This is a genomic window from Aeromicrobium sp. UBA7512 (assembly GCF_002476985.1).
GTDB lineage: Bacteria > Actinomycetota > Actinomycetes > Propionibacteriales > Nocardioidaceae > Aeromicrobium > Aeromicrobium phoceense.
Genome location: NZ_DLNK01000007.1, coordinates 892,271 through 908,008 on the forward strand (window position 1 = coordinate 892,271; position 15,738 = coordinate 908,008).

General features: G+C 71.4%; 17 protein-coding genes. 11 read left to right on the top strand and 6 right to left on the bottom strand.

The features are described 5' to 3' along the window. Window positions 1-53: 53 nt before the first annotated feature. Window positions 54-332, bottom strand: a complete 279-nt coding sequence (locus B2363_RS15200; RefSeq protein ID WP_078700037.1) for an FmdB family zinc ribbon protein — start codon at window positions 330-332, stop codon at window positions 54-56. Between the two features lie 74 nt (window positions 333-406). Between B2363_RS15200 and B2363_RS15205 the strand changes: the two genes are divergently transcribed. The 9 genes from B2363_RS15205 to B2363_RS15245 all read left to right on the top strand — a co-directional run bounded on the left by B2363_RS15205 (window position 407) and on the right by B2363_RS15245 (window position 9,790). Next, window positions 407-1,768 carry a hemolysin family protein gene (locus B2363_RS15205; RefSeq protein WP_286931200.1) on the top strand — a complete coding sequence of 454 codons (1,362 nt, stop codon included), beginning with the start codon at window positions 407-409 and terminating at the stop codon, window positions 1,766-1,768. After that, a complete protein-coding gene (locus B2363_RS15210) occupies window positions 1,765-2,796 on the top strand; it encodes a hemolysin family protein (RefSeq protein ID WP_286931202.1) in 1,032 nt (343 codons plus the stop codon). The genes B2363_RS15205 and B2363_RS15210 overlap by 4 nt, the downstream gene beginning before the upstream one ends. A 125-nt stretch (window positions 2,797-2,921) precedes the next feature. Further along, a complete protein-coding gene (guaA, locus tag B2363_RS15215; RefSeq protein WP_286931204.1) occupies window positions 2,922-4,508 on the top strand; it encodes a glutamine-hydrolyzing GMP synthase in 1,587 nt (528 codons plus the stop codon). 124 nt (window positions 4,509-4,632) lie between these two features. Then, on the top strand, window positions 4,633-5,064 hold the full coding sequence (locus B2363_RS15220; RefSeq protein WP_286931206.1) for a DoxX family protein: 432 nt from the start codon (window positions 4,633-4,635) through the stop codon (window positions 5,062-5,064). 56 nt (window positions 5,065-5,120) lie between these two features. Continuing rightward, window positions 5,121-5,489, top strand: coding sequence for a YciI family protein (locus B2363_RS15225; protein ID WP_078700042.1), 369 nt, complete (start codon window positions 5,121-5,123; stop codon window positions 5,487-5,489). Window positions 5,490-5,493: 4 nt separating this feature from the next. Next, a complete protein-coding gene (locus tag B2363_RS15230; protein WP_286931209.1) occupies window positions 5,494-6,744 on the top strand; it encodes an RNA polymerase sigma factor in 1,251 nt (416 codons plus the stop codon). 9 nt (window positions 6,745-6,753) lie between these two features. Next, complete coding sequence (locus B2363_RS15235; protein WP_286931211.1) at window positions 6,754-7,401, top strand: hypothetical protein; 648 nt, start codon at window positions 6,754-6,756, stop codon at window positions 7,399-7,401. 73 nt (window positions 7,402-7,474) lie between these two features. Beyond that, the gene (locus B2363_RS15240; protein WP_181752835.1) at window positions 7,475-8,464 is read left to right on the top strand and encodes a malate dehydrogenase; all 990 of its coding nucleotides are present in this window, start codon (window positions 7,475-7,477) and stop codon (window positions 8,462-8,464) included. A 168-nt stretch (window positions 8,465-8,632) separates the two neighbouring features. After that, window positions 8,633-9,790: a Fic family protein gene (locus B2363_RS15245; RefSeq protein WP_286931214.1), complete on the top strand. Its 1,158-nt coding sequence runs from the start codon at window positions 8,633-8,635 to the stop codon at window positions 9,788-9,790. 74 nt (window positions 9,791-9,864) lie between these two features. On the opposite strand, the gene B2363_RS15250 is transcribed toward B2363_RS15245, so the two are convergent. Next, window positions 9,865-10,131, bottom strand: a complete 267-nt coding sequence (locus tag B2363_RS15250; protein ID WP_181752833.1) for a DUF3017 domain-containing protein — start codon at window positions 10,129-10,131, stop codon at window positions 9,865-9,867. Beyond that, window positions 10,128-10,991 (bottom strand): bifunctional methylenetetrahydrofolate dehydrogenase/methenyltetrahydrofolate cyclohydrolase, encoded by an 864-nt coding sequence (locus B2363_RS15255; RefSeq protein WP_181752831.1) that lies wholly within the window; start codon window positions 10,989-10,991, stop codon window positions 10,128-10,130. The genes B2363_RS15250 and B2363_RS15255 overlap by 4 nt, the downstream gene beginning before the upstream one ends. Before the next feature lie 101 nt (window positions 10,992-11,092). Here B2363_RS15255 and B2363_RS15260 point away from each other — a divergent pair, with 101 nt between their 5' ends. Beyond that, window positions 11,093-11,707 carry a hypothetical protein gene (locus B2363_RS15260; RefSeq protein WP_286931217.1) on the top strand — a complete coding sequence of 205 codons (615 nt, stop codon included), beginning with the start codon at window positions 11,093-11,095 and terminating at the stop codon, window positions 11,705-11,707. Window positions 11,708-11,756: 49 nt separating this feature from the next. Then, on the top strand, window positions 11,757-12,437 hold the full coding sequence (locus B2363_RS15265; protein ID WP_286931219.1) for a TetR/AcrR family transcriptional regulator: 681 nt from the start codon (window positions 11,757-11,759) through the stop codon (window positions 12,435-12,437). Here B2363_RS15265 and purH read toward each other — a convergent pair. The 3 genes from purH to B2363_RS15280 are packed head-to-tail and all read right to left on the bottom strand — an operon-like array spanning window position 12,409 to window position 15,705. Continuing rightward, window positions 12,409-13,965 carry a bifunctional phosphoribosylaminoimidazolecarboxamide formyltransferase/IMP cyclohydrolase gene (purH, locus tag B2363_RS15270; protein WP_286931221.1) on the bottom strand — a complete coding sequence of 519 codons (1,557 nt, stop codon included), beginning with the start codon at window positions 13,963-13,965 and terminating at the stop codon, window positions 12,409-12,411. The two genes, B2363_RS15265 and purH, sit on opposite strands and share 29 nt — an antisense overlap. Next, window positions 13,962-14,606: a phosphoribosylglycinamide formyltransferase gene (gene purN, locus B2363_RS15275; RefSeq protein ID WP_376785982.1), complete on the bottom strand. Its 645-nt coding sequence runs from the start codon at window positions 14,604-14,606 to the stop codon at window positions 13,962-13,964. The genes purH and purN overlap by 4 nt, the downstream gene beginning before the upstream one ends. Further along, window positions 14,581-15,705 (bottom strand): DUF6350 family protein, encoded by a 1,125-nt coding sequence (locus tag B2363_RS15280; protein ID WP_286931226.1) that lies wholly within the window; start codon window positions 15,703-15,705, stop codon window positions 14,581-14,583. The genes purN and B2363_RS15280 overlap by 26 nt, the downstream gene beginning before the upstream one ends. Between the last annotated feature and the right edge of the window lie 33 nt (window positions 15,706-15,738).

Genomic DNA, 15,738 nt, shown 5'->3' on the forward strand with positions numbered 1-15,738 from the left:
GACAGGATCGCGCGGTGCCGGCGCGGGCCGTCCACAGCCTCGGCAAGGGAGGGTCAGGCGGCGCCGGAGCCGGTGGAGCCGCTCGACGAGCTCGAGGAGGACGAGCCGGAGCTGGAGGAGGACGACGACGAGGAGCCGGAGGAGGAGCCGCCACCCGAGCGGCTGTCGGTGCGGTAGAAGCCCGAGCCCTTGAACACCACGCCCGCGGCCCCGAACACCTTGCGGAGGTCTCCGCCGCAGGAGGGGCACGTCGTCAGCGCGGCGTCGGAGAAGCTCTGCTTGATCTCGAGCTCTTCGGCACAGTCGGCGCAACGGTACTGGTAGGTGGGCACGACGAGAAGGATACCGTTCACCTCCCACCGCTATCGTTGAGCATCCACGTTCCCGACCTGAGGACCCACCCACTGTGACCGAATGGCTTCTGCTGTTCACGTCGTTCCTGCTGATGCTCGCCTGCGGTGTCTTCGTCGCCGCCGAGTTCTCCTTCGTCACCGTCGACCGCGCCACGATCGAGCGCGACGCAGCGGCCGGCGACCGCGGTGCCGAGGGGACCCTCAAGGCGCTGCGCACCCTCTCCACGCAGCTGAGCGGTGCCCAGCTGGGCATCACCATCACGAACCTGGCGATCGGCTTCCTGGCCGAGCCCGCGATCGGCCGGCTCCTGCACGACCCGCTGACCGCCATCGGTCTGTCCGGTGGTGGGCTGAGCGTCGCCTCCTACGGCATCGCGCTGGTGCTCAGCACCATCGTCACGATGCTGGTCGGTGAGCTCATCCCGAAGAACCTGGCCCTCTCCCTGCCGCAGCGCACCGCCGCGGCGACGCAGTGGCCCCAGCGCGCGTTCACGCACGCGATGGCGTGGCCCATCCGCGGTCTCAACGCGATGGCCAACCGCACCCTGGAGTGGCTCGGGGTCGAGCCCCAGGAGGAGCTGCGCTCGGCGCGCTCGCCGCTGGAGCTGCGGTCCCTCGTCCTGCGCTCGGCGCAGGAGGGTGCCATCGACGACGAGACGGCCGAGCTCGTGGCGCGCAGCATCGCCTTCGGCGACCGCACCGCCGCCGATGTCCGCACGCCGCGCGTCCGGGTGCACTTCCTCGAGGAGCGCGACACCGCGATGGACCTCATCGAGGCCGCGCGCCAGACCGGCCACTCGAAGTTCCCCGTGATCGGCCGCTCGGCTGACGACGTCGTCGGCGTCGTGCACGTGAAGCAGGCCGTCGCGGTCGACCCCGACCGGCGCCGCTCGGTTCGACTGTCGGAGATCGCCGAGGCCGCCGCCACGGTGCCCGACACGCTCGAGCTCGATCCGCTGCTGGTCCAGCTGCGCGACCAGAACAACCAGATGGCGATCGTGGTCGACGAGTACGGCGGCACCGACGGCATCGTCACGCTGGAGGACCTGGTCGAGGAGATCGTGGGCGACATCGCCGACGAGCACGACCGGCTCTCCGAGCGCAGCCGTCACCGCCGCGACGGCACGTGGTCGCTGTCAGGTCTGCTGCGCCCCGACGAGGTCTTCGAGCAGACCGGGGTGATGCTGCCCGAGCACGAGGACTACGAGACGATCGCCGGCCTCGTGCTGGAGCGCCTCGGCCGGCTCGCCGTGCGCGGCGACGTCGTGACCCTCCAGGTCGACTCCACCCCCGAGAACGACGAGGACGACGCGGAGCCGCTGACGGTCCACCTCACGGTCGAGCGGCTGGAGGGCCGGCGGATCGACCGCCTCGCCCTCACGATCGACTCCGACACCGAGGAGGCCGGCCGATGAGCGGATGGCCCGCGCTGGCACTCACCCTGCTGCTGCTGATCCTCAACGCCCTGTTCGTGGCGGCCGAGTTCGCCCTGATCTCGGCCCGTCGCACGCAGCTCGAGCCGGAGGCCCAGGCCGGCAAGCGCTCGGCCAAGCTGGCGCTGAAGGCGATGGAGAACGTCACGCTCGCGATGGCCGCGGCGCAGCTCGGCATCACGATCTGCTCGCTGGGCCTCGGCGCCATCAGCGAGCCCGCGATCGCCCACCTGCTGGAGCCTCTCTTCGAATACCTGGGGGTGCCGCACGGGTTCGTCCACCCGATCTCGTTCGCGATCGCGCTGACACTCGTGGTGTTCCTGCACGTCGTCTACGGCGAGATGGTGCCGAAGAACATCGCGCTGGCGGCACCCGACCGCGCCGCGCTCATCCTCGGTCCGTTCATGCTCGCGGTGATCGCGGTCCTCAAGCCGCTGGTGGTGGCGCTGAACGCGATCGCCAACGCGGCGGTGCGGCTCGTGGGCATCGAGCCCAAGGACGAGGTCGCCTCCACCTTCACCCACGACGAGGTCGCCGGGCTGGTGGAGGAGTCGCGCCGTGAGGGCCTGCTCGACGAGGACGAGTACGGTCTCGTGAGCGGCGCCCTGGACTTCCACGAGGGCACCGTCGCGCAGGTGCTGCTGCCGCGCGACGGCCTGGTGACGATCGCCCCGGGATCGACCCCGGTCGACGTCGAGGACGCGTGCGCCCGCACCGGCTACTCGCGGTTCCCGGTGGCCCGGGAGGACGGCGAGCTGACGGGCTACCTGCACATCAAGGACGTGCTGGAGACCGACGACACCTCACGCGTGCGCCCGATCGCGGACAAGTGGCTCCGCCCCCTGTCCACCGTGGCGGTCGGCAGCGGCCTGTACGACGCGCTGCGCACCATGCAGGCCAAGGGCTCGCACATGGCGCGCGTGGCCGACGCGAGCGGCGTCGTCATCGGCGTCGTCATGCTCGAGGACGTCCTGGAGGAGCTCGTCGGCGAGATTCGCGAGCAGGTCTGAATCCCCCTGATCGCTGGCAGTGACGTTCCGGGGGTCGACACGCCGTGTTCCACCCCGCGAACGTCACTCCCAGCGCTGCCCGCACCGCTCGCGGCGGGGTCGGCGGACGGCCCTAGGATTGGTCCGTGGCCCCCGAGACCCCTGAATCCGTAGCCGAGACCAACCACGACACCGTCATCGTCGTCGACTTCGGCGCGCAGTACGCCCAGTTGATCGCGCGGCGCGTGCGCGAGGCGAAGGTCTTCTCCGAGATCATGCCGCACACCGCGACGTCCGAGGAGATCCTGGCCAAGAACCCGAAGGCCGTGATCCTCTCGGGCGGGCCGTCGTCGGTGTACGAGGAGGGTGCGCCGCAGCTGCCCGTCGGCCTGGTCGACTCGGGCACCGCCGTCTTCGGCATCTGCTACGGCTTCATGGCGATGGCGCAGGCGCTCGGTGGCCAGGTCGCCCGCACGGGCCAGCGCGAGTACGGCCGCACCAACGTCTCGGTGCTCGAGCCGGGCACGCTGCTCAACGGCCTGCCGGCCCAGCTCGTCAGCTGGATGTCCCACGGCGACGAGGTCGTGCGCGAGCCCGAGGGCTTCACCCTCAGCGCCAGGAGCGACCGGGCCACGGTGGCGGCGTTCGAGAACACCGACCGCCGGCTCGCGGGCGTGCAGTGGCACCCCGAGGTCATGCACTCGGAGTTCGGCGAGAAGATCCTCGAGCACTTCCTGTTCGACATCGCGGGGTGCTCGCCCACGTGGACCAGCGCGAACATCGTCGACGAGCAGGTCGAGCTCATCCGCCAGCAGGTGGGCGACGCGCGCGTCATCTCGGCGCTCTCGGGCGGCGTCGACTCGGCCGTCTCGACCGCGCTCGTGCAGAAGGCGATCGGCGACCAGCTGACCGCCGTCTTCGTCGACCACGGCCTGCTGCGCCAGGGCGAGGCCGAGCAGGTGCGCCAGGACTACGTCGCCGCGACCGGCGTCGACCTGAAGGTCGTCGACGCGAAGGACCAGTTCCTGGGCTTCCTCGAGGGCGTCACCGACCCCGAGGAGAAGCGCAAGATCATCGGCCGCGAGTTCATCCGCACGTTCGAGGCCGCCGAGCGCGAGGTCCTCGCGACCCCGGGCGCGCCGGTCAGGTTCCTGGTGCAGGGCACGCTCTACCCCGACGTCGTCGAGTCCGGCGGCGGCGAGGGCGCGGCCAACATCAAGAGCCACCACAACGTGGGCGGCCTGCCCGAGGACCTGGAGTTCTCGCTCATCGAGCCGCTGCGCACGCTGTTCAAGGACGAGGTGCGCCAGGTCGGCCGCCAGCTCGGCATCCCCGAGGCGATCGTCTCGCGTCATCCGTTCCCGGGCCCGGGCCTGGCGATCCGCATCGTCGGCGCGGTGAGCGAGGAGCGCCTCGAGATCCTGCGCCGTGCCGACGCGATCGTCCGCGAGGAGACCACGGCCGCGGGTCTGGACTCCGAGATCTGGCAGTTCCCGGTGGTCCTGCTGGCCGACGTCCGCTCGGTCGGCGTGCAGGGCGACGGACGCACGTACGGCCACCCGATCGTGCTGCGTCCCGTCTCCAGCGAGGACGCGATGACCGCCGACTGGAGCCGCCTGCCGTACGAGCTCCTCGAGCGGATCTCCACGCGCATCACGAACGAGGTCGACGAGGTCAATCGCGTCGTCCTCGACGTCACCAGCAAGCCCCCGGGAACCATCGAGTGGGAGTGACGGAGCCGGGCGCACGCGCCTGATCCGGCTCTCCGGAGAAAAGTTCCGGAGCCCATGTCAAGAACGTCCCCGTTCGCGCGACGTACGGGTGAGAGACCACCTCACCCAGCGAACGGAGACCGACATGACCACCCACACCCACACCCACACCCGGCCCGCCACCGGACCCACCTCCGGCACGGCGTTCGGCCCGCGGGCGCAGCGCGCCGGCTGGGTCGTGACGGCACTCGTCACGGCGTTCCTCGGCTTCGACGCCGTCACCCACCTGCTGCAGGTCGAGCAGGTGCGCGAGGCGAGCGCCGGACTCGGCATCCCCGACCACGTGATCGTGATCTGCGGCGCCGTGCTCGGCAGCCTCGTCATCGGCTACCTGGTCCCCGCCACCCGCGCGATGGCCGTCGTCCTCATCACGGCGTACCTCGGCGGTGCGGTCGCGGTGAACCTGATCGCCGAGCAGCCCGCGCTCAACTCGGTCTTCGCGATCCTCGCCGCCGTCCTCGTGTGGGCCGGCGCGTGGCCGCGGGACGCCCGCCTGCGCGGCCTGCTGCGCGCCTGACCCTTGCCCGACCTCACCCCGTCCGGAACGATCACACCCGAAACAAGGAGCACACCATGAAGTTCATGACCATGGTCCACGAGACCCACCGCCCCACCGACGAGCCGCCGATCGAGCTGTTCGCCGCCATCGGAGAGCTGCAGGCCAAGGCCACGGCCGAGGGCACGTTCGTCCAGGCCGGAGGTCTGGCCCCGATGGAGATGCAGGGAGCGATCGTCAGCCTCAGCGGCGGCTCGATCACCACGACGGACGGTCCGTACGTGGAGGTGAAGGAGCTCGTCGGCGGCTACGCCGTCTACGACGTGCCCGACCTCGACACGGCGGTCCGGAAGGCGCAGGGATTCCTGCAGGTCCACCAGAACGCCTGGCCGGGCTGGGAGGGCTGGGTCGAGGTGCGCCCGATCTTCGAGGCACCCCCGGCCTGATCCCATGGACGAGGCGCGCGTGGTCGAGCAGGTGTGGCGGCAGGAGTCGTCACGCCTGCTCGGCGCGTTGCTGCGCATCACCCGCAGCGTCGACCGGGCCGAGGACCTGGCGCAGGAGGCCCTGGCGCAGGCCCTGGAGTCCTGGCCCCGCACGGGGGTCCCGGACCACCCGGCCGCGTGGCTGATGAGCACGGCCAAGCGCCGCGCGATCGACCAGTTCCGGGCGGGGGAGCGGCAGCTCCGTGCCTACGCCGAGGTCGGCGCCGGCACCCGTGATGCGTACGAGGCCGAGTTCGACCAGGCGCTGACCGACGAGCACGTGCGCGACGACGTCCTGCGGCTCATGTTCACCTGCTGCCACCCGGCGCTCACGCCCGAGAGCCGCACCGTGCTGACGCTGCGCCTCGTCGCCGGCCTCAGCACCCGCGAGATCGCGCGCGCGTTCCTGTCGTCGGAGTCCACCGTCGCCTCGCGGATCTCGAGGGCGAAGCGCACCCTCGCCGAGGCGCGTGCCCCGATGGAGGAGCCGGTGGGGCAGGAGCGGTCCGAGCGGCTCGACTCGGTGATGTCCGCGGTGTACCTCGTGTTCAACGAGGGCCACACGGCCACCGAGGGCGAGGACTGGACGCGTCCCGACCTGTGTCGCGAGGCTGTCAGGCTGGCCGCGATCCTGGCGTCCGTCACGCCGTCCGAGCCCGAGGCGCACGCGCTGCTGGCGCTGCTGGAGCTGCAGTCGTCACGGCTCGCGGCACGCGTCGGCCCGAACGGCGAGCCGGTGCTGCTGGCCGACCAGGACCGGTCGCGCTGGGACGCCGAGGCGATCTCCCGAGGGATGGCGGCGCTCGACGTCGCGGTACGGCTCGGCGGCGACGGCCCGTACGTCCTCCAGGCGGCGATCGCGGCGGAGCACGCCCGCGCCGCGTCGGTCGAGACCACCGACTGGGAGCGGATCGCGGGGCTCTACGCCCGGCTGGCGCGGGCGACGGGCTCCCTCGTCGTGGAGCTGAACCGCGCGGTCGCGCTGGCCCGGGCGCGAGGCCCCGAGGCCGGGCTCGCGGTGGTCGACGACCTCATGACGGCTCCCGCCCTGGCGCGGTACCACCTGCTGCCCAGCGTGCGGGGCGACCTGCTGGAGCAGCTCGGGCGTCACGACGAGGCGGCGACCGAGTTCCGCCGCGCGGCCGGTCTCGCCTCGAACGACCGCGAGCGCGCGCTGCTGCGGGCGCGGGCCGAGGCGCAGGGGACCAGCAGTTAGGCTGGACCGATGAGTTGGCGAGGTGCACGTCCTGTCCTGCTGGTGCTGGCCGTCGTGGCCACCCTCGGCGCGTTCGGGTGGTCGCTGCTGTCCTCCGGCGGCTCCGACGACGAGGCGAAGGGTCCGGCCACCACGCCCACGCCCACCGCGCCGGTCCTCTCGGTCGATCCCAGCCGCGACGCCCCGGCTCCGGCTCCCACCACCGAGCCGACCGCGGCACCCACCGCGGGCGAGTGCGAGGACGACAACACCCGGTTCAACGCCGACGGCACCCAGGGCGACAGCCTGCTGCCCGACTGCGGCCAGACCCCGGTCAGCAAGGAGCAGCAGGCGACCGACGGCCTGTCCCTGGCCTGCGGCGGCGACTACCCCGTGATCCTCTACAAGTCGACCACGTCGGGCGCCAAGACCTCCGTGTGCGGCAAGGACGCCGTCGGCGACCGGTTCCGCGTCGTGATCCGTCCCGACGGCGGCGACACGCTCGACCTGTCCGGCAGCTACGACTGGCGCAACGACGTCTACGTCGCCGAGGGTGACGGCACCCGCTACGAGCTGCACGCGGTCGACGGCTCGCTGCACGTGACGCAGGGCGGACAGACGCGTGTGCAGGACTCCAAGGACTGGATCTCGCTCGACAACGAGATCGACGACCTCTGACCGGGCGGTGATGGGGCCGGAATCGTCCTGCGCTAGTTTCGAGGCAGACACCCCACACAAGGAGCACATCGACGTGAGCACCTCTCCTGTCAAGGTGGCCGTCACCGGCGCCGCCGGCCAGATCGGCTACAGCCTTCTCTTCCGTCTCGCGAGCGGCTCGCTGCTCGGCCCGGACACCCCGATCCAGCTCCGACTCCTCGAGATCACCCCGGCGCTCAAGGCGCTCGAGGGTGTCGTGATGGAGCTCGACGACTGCGCGTTCCCCACGCTGGACTCGGTCGAGATCGGTGACGACCCGAACCACATCTTCGACGGCGTCAACCTCGCCCTGCTCGTCGGTGCGCGCCCGCGCACCAAGGGCATGGAGCGTGGCGACCTGCTCGAGGCCAACGGCGCGATCTTCACCGCCCAGGGCAAGGCCCTCAACGAGGTCGCCGCCGACGACGTGCGCATCGGCGTCACCGGCAACCCGGCGAACACCAACGCGCTCATCGCGATGAAGAACGCGCCGAACATCCCGGCCGAGCGCTTCACCGCGCTGACCCGCCTCGACCACAACCGCGCGATCAGCCAGCTGGCCGCGAAGACCGGCGCCAAGGTCGCGGACATCAGCAAGATGACGATCTGGGGCAACCACTCGGCCACCCAGTACCCCGACATCTTCCACGCCGAGATCGCCGGCCGGAACGCCGCCGAGGTCGTGGGCGACCAGGGCTGGATCGAGAACGACTTCATCCCCACCGTCGCCAAGCGCGGCGCGGCCATCATCGAGGCCCGTGGCGCGTCCAGCGCCGCCTCGGCCGCCTCGGCCACGATCGACGCGGCCCGCGACTGGCTGCGCGGCTCGGCCGAGAACGACTGGGTCTCAATGGCCGTGGCCTCCGACGGCTCCTACGGTGTGCCCGAGGGCCTCATCAGCTCGTTCCCCGTCACCACGAACAACGGTGACTGGGAGATCGTCCAGGGCTTGGAGATCGACGAGTTCAGCCGGGCGCGCATCGACGCCAGCGTGGCCGAGCTCGCCGAGGAGCGCGACGCCGTCACGCAGCTGGGCCTGATCTGATCCACGCACCACGACAGCAGGGCCGCCCCACCGGGGCGGCCCTGCTGTCGTTTGAGGGGGTTCGCCCTGCGGAGGGCAGATGCGTACCGCCGCAGGGCTTTGGCGCTAATTAAGTGACAAAACGTCACCGTCGGCCTAAGGTCGTCACTTAATAAAGGACATACGGACATGCCACTTCTTTTCACCACCCCGGACCCAGACCTCGGGGACCAGCAGGTCATAGCCGAGATCCACGCCTTCCGCGTCTCTCTCGCGGACTACCTTCGCGCGCCCAAGCGTTGGAACGGCCTCCTCCGTCGCACGACCACGGCCCGAGCGATCCAAGGCTCGAACACGATTGAGGGCTACACAGTGAGCGACGAGGATGCCGTCGCTGCGGTTGACGACGAGCCGCCGATCAGCGCAGACGACGCCACCTGGCTGGAGATCCTGGCGTACCGGCGGGTGCTGACGTACGTGCTCAACGTGGCCACCGAGCCCGGCTTCGTGATCGACGAGGCGGTCCTTCGATCGATGCACTTCATGCTGCTCGACCACGACCTGTCCAAGGCGCCTGGGCGGTATCGCGCCACAGAGATCTTTGTGCGCGACGACCGGCGGGGCGTGAACGTCTACCAAGGTCCTGACGCCGATGCGGTACCCGAGTTGATGCGGGCCCTGTCTCAGTCGCTCGTCGCGCCGAGCCCTGACGACCCGTTGGTGCGGGCTGCCATCGCGCACCTGAACCTCGTGATGATCCACCCGTTCCGTGACGGAAACGGGCGCATGGCTCGAGCGCTCCAGACGATGGTCCTCGCACAGGACCGAGTTGTCGAGCCGACGTTCTCCAGCATCGAGGAGTGGCTGGGTAACAACACGCAGGAGTACTACGACGTCCTGGCCGCCACGGGTCGCGGGGCGTGGCGCCCGGAGGGTGATGCGACGCTGTGGGTGAAGTTCAATCTTCGGGCGCACCACATGCAGGCTCAAACGGTGCGGCGCCGATTCGACGAAGCCGAGATTCAGTGGCACAGGCTCGATGAGCTCATCGCCGAGCACCGACTGAATGACCGGATCGGTGCCGCTCTCTTCGATGCCCTGCTCGGACTGCGGGTGACAAGGCCGTCGTACGTGAAACTCACCGAACTCGACGAACGCACTGCGACCAGAGATCTCGTGAAGGCTGCTGACCTTGGGCTCTTGGACGCTCGAGGGGAGCGTCGGGGGCGCCACTACGTCGCTGGTGCACCGCTGCGACAGATTCAGAGTCGACTACGCGGGGAGAGGAAGCCGCTCGAGGACCCATATCCGACCTTGCTCGGAGAGATCCGACGGGCGCTGCCATGAGCACCGAGCCGTGAAACGGTGGGACCGCCCCTTTCAGCCGACCAATCCCATGCGTCCTGCGGGTTTGCGCTCGATCAGCTGGGGACGATGAGCGCCAGCAGCACGAGCGAGGTGCCGAGGAAGCCCATCCACAGCACGTCGAACAGCTTGCCGCGGACGCGCAGCATGCCGGTGTGGTCGAGCGGCACCACCATCCGGAAGGCCGCCGCGACCAGGAACGAGACGCCGATCACCACGACGCCGAGGCGCCACGGACCCACCGCGATGAGGCCCAGGCCCACGGCCACCGCCACGAGGTGCAGCAGGTAGATCCGCGACCCGTAGCTGCGGGGGAGCTTCACCCCGCGTCCTCGGCGACGGCCTCGCTGAAGTCGACCACGTTGCTGAGCAGCATCGCGCGGGTCATCGGTCCGACGCCGCCGGGGTTGGGCGTGACCCAGCCGGCGGTCTCCCACACGTCCGGGGCGAGGTCGCCCACGATCTTGCCGGCCTCGTCGCGGCTGACGCCGACGTCCAGCAGGGCGGCGCCCGGCTTGACCATGTCGCCGGTGATGATGCCCGGCACGCCGGCGGCGGCGATGACGATGTCGGCGCGGCGCACCTCCGCGGCCAGGTCCTGCGTGCCGGTGTGGCACAGCGTGACGGTGGCGTTCTCGCTGCGACGGGTCAGCAGCAGGCCCATCGGCCGGCCCACGGTGATGCCGCGGCCGACGACGACCGCGTGCCGGCCGGCGATCTCGACGTCGTGACGGCGCAGCAGCTCGAGGATGCCGCGCGGCGTGCAGGGCAGCGGAGCGGGCTTGCCGAGCACGAGCCAGCCGAGGTTGGTCGGGTGCAGGCCGTCGGCATCCTTCGCCGGGTCGATGCGGCCGATCACGGCGTTCTCGTCGAGGCCCTTCGGCAGGGGCAGCTGCACGATGTAGAGGGTGCAGGCCGGGTCGTCGTTGAGCTGGTCGACGGCCGCCTCGACCTCGGCCTGGCTGGCGTCGGCGGGCAGGTCGATGCGGATCGACTCGATCCCGATCTCGGCGCAGTCCTTGTGCTTGGCGCCGACGTACCAGCGGCTGGCCGGGTCGTCGCCGACGAGGATCGTCCCGAGCCCGGGGGTGATGCCGCGCGCACGCAGCGCGTCGACCCGCTCGCGGAGCTCGGACTTGATGGTGGCGGCGACGGCCTTGCCGTCGAGGGTCTGGGCAGTCACGGACCCGAGTCTTTCATGCGCGGCCGTCGCGACGGGCGCCCCCTGTGCGGGAGCGGTGCCGGACATACTGGGGTGACGCCGACGTGAGGGGGGACGCCGACATGGGACGCAAGCGCGCGAACGAGCCCGGGGACGACCGGCCGCTGCCGCCGTACTCGCGGCTCCAGGTCGCGAACCGCAGCCTGCTGGGTCTCACCCACGCCGGTCACACGTACGCCGTCGACTACGACTTCTTCGACTGGGACGACAAGGTGTCGCTCTATGCCGACGGCCGCCGGACGGCCGTGGCGAAGGCGCCGGCGGCGTTCCCCGTGCCCGACGGCCGCATCGAGTTCGCCACCACGTTCTACGGGGTGAAGCGAGCGCACCTCGTGCTGGCGACCGGGGCCGAGCTGCCCCTGAGCCCGCACCCGAAGATGCTGGAGGCATGGCGGCAGCGCCTCGCCCAGCGACGACCCGTGCTGAGCGCGCTCATGGCCCGGGCGGCCGTGGTGGTCCTGGTCGTGGGGCTCGTGGTCGCCGCGATGAGCCTGCTGGACACCGTCACGCACGGGGCGGAGGTGGCCGAGTGGCTGGGCTGGAGCTTCGACTCGCCGGTCGAGCTCGGCGGGACGGGAGCGACGGTGCTCACGCTCGCGGGCATCGCCGCGATCGTCGAGCGCGCCCTGTCGATGCGGCACCACTGGCTGCTCGACGCCGACACCTGGTGGGCCTGACTGCCCGAGTCGGCCATCCTGGCCGTCACGTCGGCCCTAGACTGCGTGAATGGCACCCAGGGCCCAGCTGTCGCAGGAGCGGAGCCGGCAGCGTCGCGAGGCCCTGCTGGAGGCCGCGGTCGATCTCTTCGTGGAGGGCGGCTCACGCGCTGTCACGCACCGGGCGGTGGCCGCGGCGGCCGGACTGCCGGCAGCCACCACGACCTACTACTTCGCCACGATCGACGACCTGCTGCGCGAGGCACTGAACCACCACATCGAGCGCTGGCTGGAGACGGTCGGGAAGCTCGCCGACATCGACGTCGCCGGGCTGATGTCCCTCATCACCCGCGACACGTCGGTGGAGTTCGCCTCCACCGTCCTGGCCAAGCGCACGCCCGCGAACTCCACCCGCGAGCTCGCGGTCATCCTGGGTGCCGCTCGCGACCCCCAGCTGCGCGAGGCGGCCGTGAGGGCGTTGACCACCGGGCAGCACCTGCTCGAGGACTTCCTCCACAAGGCCGGGATCGCCGATGCCGAGGGTCTGGCCGAGGACATGGTCGCCCTCATCGCCGGGATCGCACTGCGCCGGTCGGCCGGCGTCAATCCCGAGACCGAGGAGCCCGCCAAGGTCGTCCGGGCGCTGCGCAACCTCATCATCGGCCACCTCGTCGAGGACGAGACCGGCACGCAGATGCTGCAGGACCTGCGCGACCGCGGCCTCAGTGGAAGAAGTGACGCGTCCCCGTGACGTACATCGTGACGCCGGCGGCCGCGGCCGCGGCCACGGTCTCGGCGTCACGCACCGACCCGCCCGGCTGCACGATCGCGCGAACCCCCGCGTCGATGAGGATCTGAGGTCCGTCGGAGAACGGGAAGAAGGCGTCCGACGCGGCGACCGCACCACGCGCCCGCTCCTCGCCGGCCCGCTCCACCGCGAGGCGGCACGAGTCGACCCGGTTGACCTGGCCCATGCCGACGCCCACCGAGGCCCCGTCCTTGGCCAACAGGATCGCGTTGGACTTCACGGCCTTGCACGCGCGCCACGCGAAGACGAGGTCGGCGAAGGTGTCGGCGTCGGCCGGCTCGCCCGCGGCGAGGGTCCACGTCGTCGGGTCGTCGCCGTGGGCGTCGACGCGGTCGCGCTCCTGCAGGAGCAGGCCGCCGCTGACGGGCCGGAACTCGACCGGGATCTCGTGGGTGGGAGCCGGGCAGCGCAGGATGCGAATGTTCTTCTTGCCCTGCAGCACCTCGACGGCGCCGTCCTCGTAGTCGGGGGCGACGATGACCTCGGTGAACACCTCGGCCACCTGCTGGGCCATCGCGACCGTGACCGGACGGTTGGCGGCGATCACGCCGCCGAACGCGGAGACCGGGTCGCAGGCGTGCGCGCGGGCGTGGGCCTGGGCGACGTCGGTGCCCACGGCGATGCCGCAGGGGTTGGCGTGCTTGATGATCGCCACGGCGGGCTTGTCGTGCGTGAAGGCGGCGCGGCGCGCCGCGTCGGTGTCGAGGTAGTTGTTGAACGACATCTCCTTGCCGTGCAGCTGTTCAGCTCCGGCGAGGCCGGGCTGGTCGCCGGTGTAGAGCGCGGCGGGCTGGTGCGGGTTCTCGCCGTAGCGCAGCACCGCCGAGCGCTCCCACGTGGCGCCGAGGAATGCCGGGAACTGCTCGTCGTCGGCGGGGGCGTAGGACGAGGAGAACCACGAGGCGACGGCGACGTCGTAGGCCGCCGTGTGCGCGAACGCCTGCCCGGCGAGGCGCTTGCGCTGCTCGAGCGTGAAGCCGCCCGCGGAGACCGCGTCGGTGACCTCGCCGTAGGCGGCGGGGGAGACGACCACCGCGACGGAGGGGTGGTTCTTCGCCGCGGCGCGGACCATGGACGGACCGCCGATGTCGATCTGCTCGACGACCTCGTCGGGCGTCGCACCCGAGGCGACGGTCTCGCGGAACGGGTAGAGGTTCACCACGACGAGGTCGAAGGGCTCGATCTCGAGCTCGCGCAGCTGGCGCTCGTGGTCGGGCAGGCGCAGGTCGGCGAGGATGCCGGCGTGGACGCGCGGGTGCAGGGTCTTGACCCGGCCGTCGAGGCACTCGGGGAAGCCGGTGAGCTCCTCGACCGGGGTCACGGGGACGCCCGCGGCCTCGATCGTCTTCGCGGTGGACCCCGTGGACACGATCGAGACGCCCGCGGCGTGCAGGGCGGTGGCCAGCTCGGCCAGCCCGGTCTTGTCGTAGACCGAGACGAGGGCGCGCTTGATGGGACGGGTGTCAGTCATGACTGTTCCTTCGGGTGGAAGCGGATGCGTCGGCCGTCGATCGAGTGGGGCTCGCGGGCGAGGCGCCCGACCCACTCCACCAGCATGGCTCGCTCGGAGGTCTTGATGCGCTCGTGCAGGGACTCGACGTCGTCGTCGTCCTCGACCGGGACGGCCACCTGGGCCACGATCGGACCGGTGTCGACGCCGGCGTCCACCACGAAGAGCGTGGCCCCGGTGACCTTGACGCCGTGGGCGAGTGCGTCGCGCGGGCCGTGCATGCCCGGGAACGACGGCGACAGGGCGGGGTGGGTGTTGACGGTGCGGCCGCCGAAGCGGTCGAGGAACGCCGGGCCCGTGAGCTTCATGAAGCCGGCCAGGACCACGAGGTCCGGCTCGTACGCCGCCACCGTCTCGGCGAGGGACGCGTCCCACGCCGCACGGTCGGGGTGGTCGGACACGCGGTCGACGAAGGTGGGGATGCCGTGCCGCTGCGCCCGCGCGAGACCCTCGATGCCGTCGCGATCGGCGCCGACCGCGACGATCCGGGCGCCGTACGCCGGGTCGGCGGAGGCGTCGATCAGGGCCTGCAGGTTGGTGCCGGATCCGGAGACCAGCACCACGAGCCGGGAGGGCTCAGGACGAGGCTCGGTCACGTGCAGAACGATAGTGGGCGCCGATCGCGCCGAGGGCGCCGCCCGCCGCGAGCAGCGGAACCGCGACGAGCAGGCTCTGCCAGGCCGGCGGACCGGCGGACTGCAGCAGACCCGGGCCCATGCCGCCGCGCGCCGTCTCGACGAGGAGCCCGATCACGGCGCCGGCCACCGCTCCGGCCAGGGCGCCGTCGCCGGCGGCCCGGCCCCACGTGCTCTCCTTCGCGGGCATGCGAGTGTGGGCGACGAGCCCGGCCGCCACGCCTGCCGCGAGGGGGATCAGGGTCAGCACGACGACCCAGCCGCCGAAGGGACCGGGGTCCGGCAGCGCCGCTAGGGGCGGGAAGCCGGGCACGGCGCCGAGCGACGAGCCGGCGAGGTCGACCGAGGTGTCCGGACCCAGCGTGAAGCCGGGGCCGAGCAGGACCGAGGCGGTCCACAGCACGAGCGTGGGCAGCGCCAGCAGGCACAGGACGCCCAGCAGCACCGGGCCACCGGGATCGAGCGTGGCCCACAGGTCGGAGGCCCGGTCGAGGTGCAGCACGAGCATGACGAAGGTGAGCACGGTGGCTCCGCCGAGCAGGCCGATCACGCCGGTGACGGCACCGTCGGCGACCGGGACCCAGCGTGGTGCCAGGCCGAGCCACGCGACGCCCGCCTGGCGCGAGGCGCCCCACGCCGCGGGCAGCCCGACGACGACGAACGCGCCGAACGCGGCGCGGACGAACGACGTGCTGGTCGCGTCGGTGGTGGTGGCGGCCGAGCAGATGCCGGCGAGGACACCGGCCACGCCACCGGTCATCGCCCCGAAGGCGCCGGGGTCGGCGACAGGGGTTCGCAGGAACAGGCGGGTGAGCACGAGCACCAGCACGATCACGACGATCGTGGCGCCGATCGGCACCAGGTCGAGCCGCTGCTCGCCCGCGGTGAGCGTGGCACCCACGGAGACCAGCCACGTGCGGATCGCGGACCGGACGAGGTCGGCCGTGGAGCCCGCGACCGCCGTCGACGAGGCCGCGGCACCGGCGATCAGGACGCTCAGGACCGCCGTTCCGACGGCGGTGAGGATCGCCGGGCGCCACTGATCGGCAGCACGGGACTCGGGCACCTCACCATCCAACCGGTATCGTGGGGACGATTC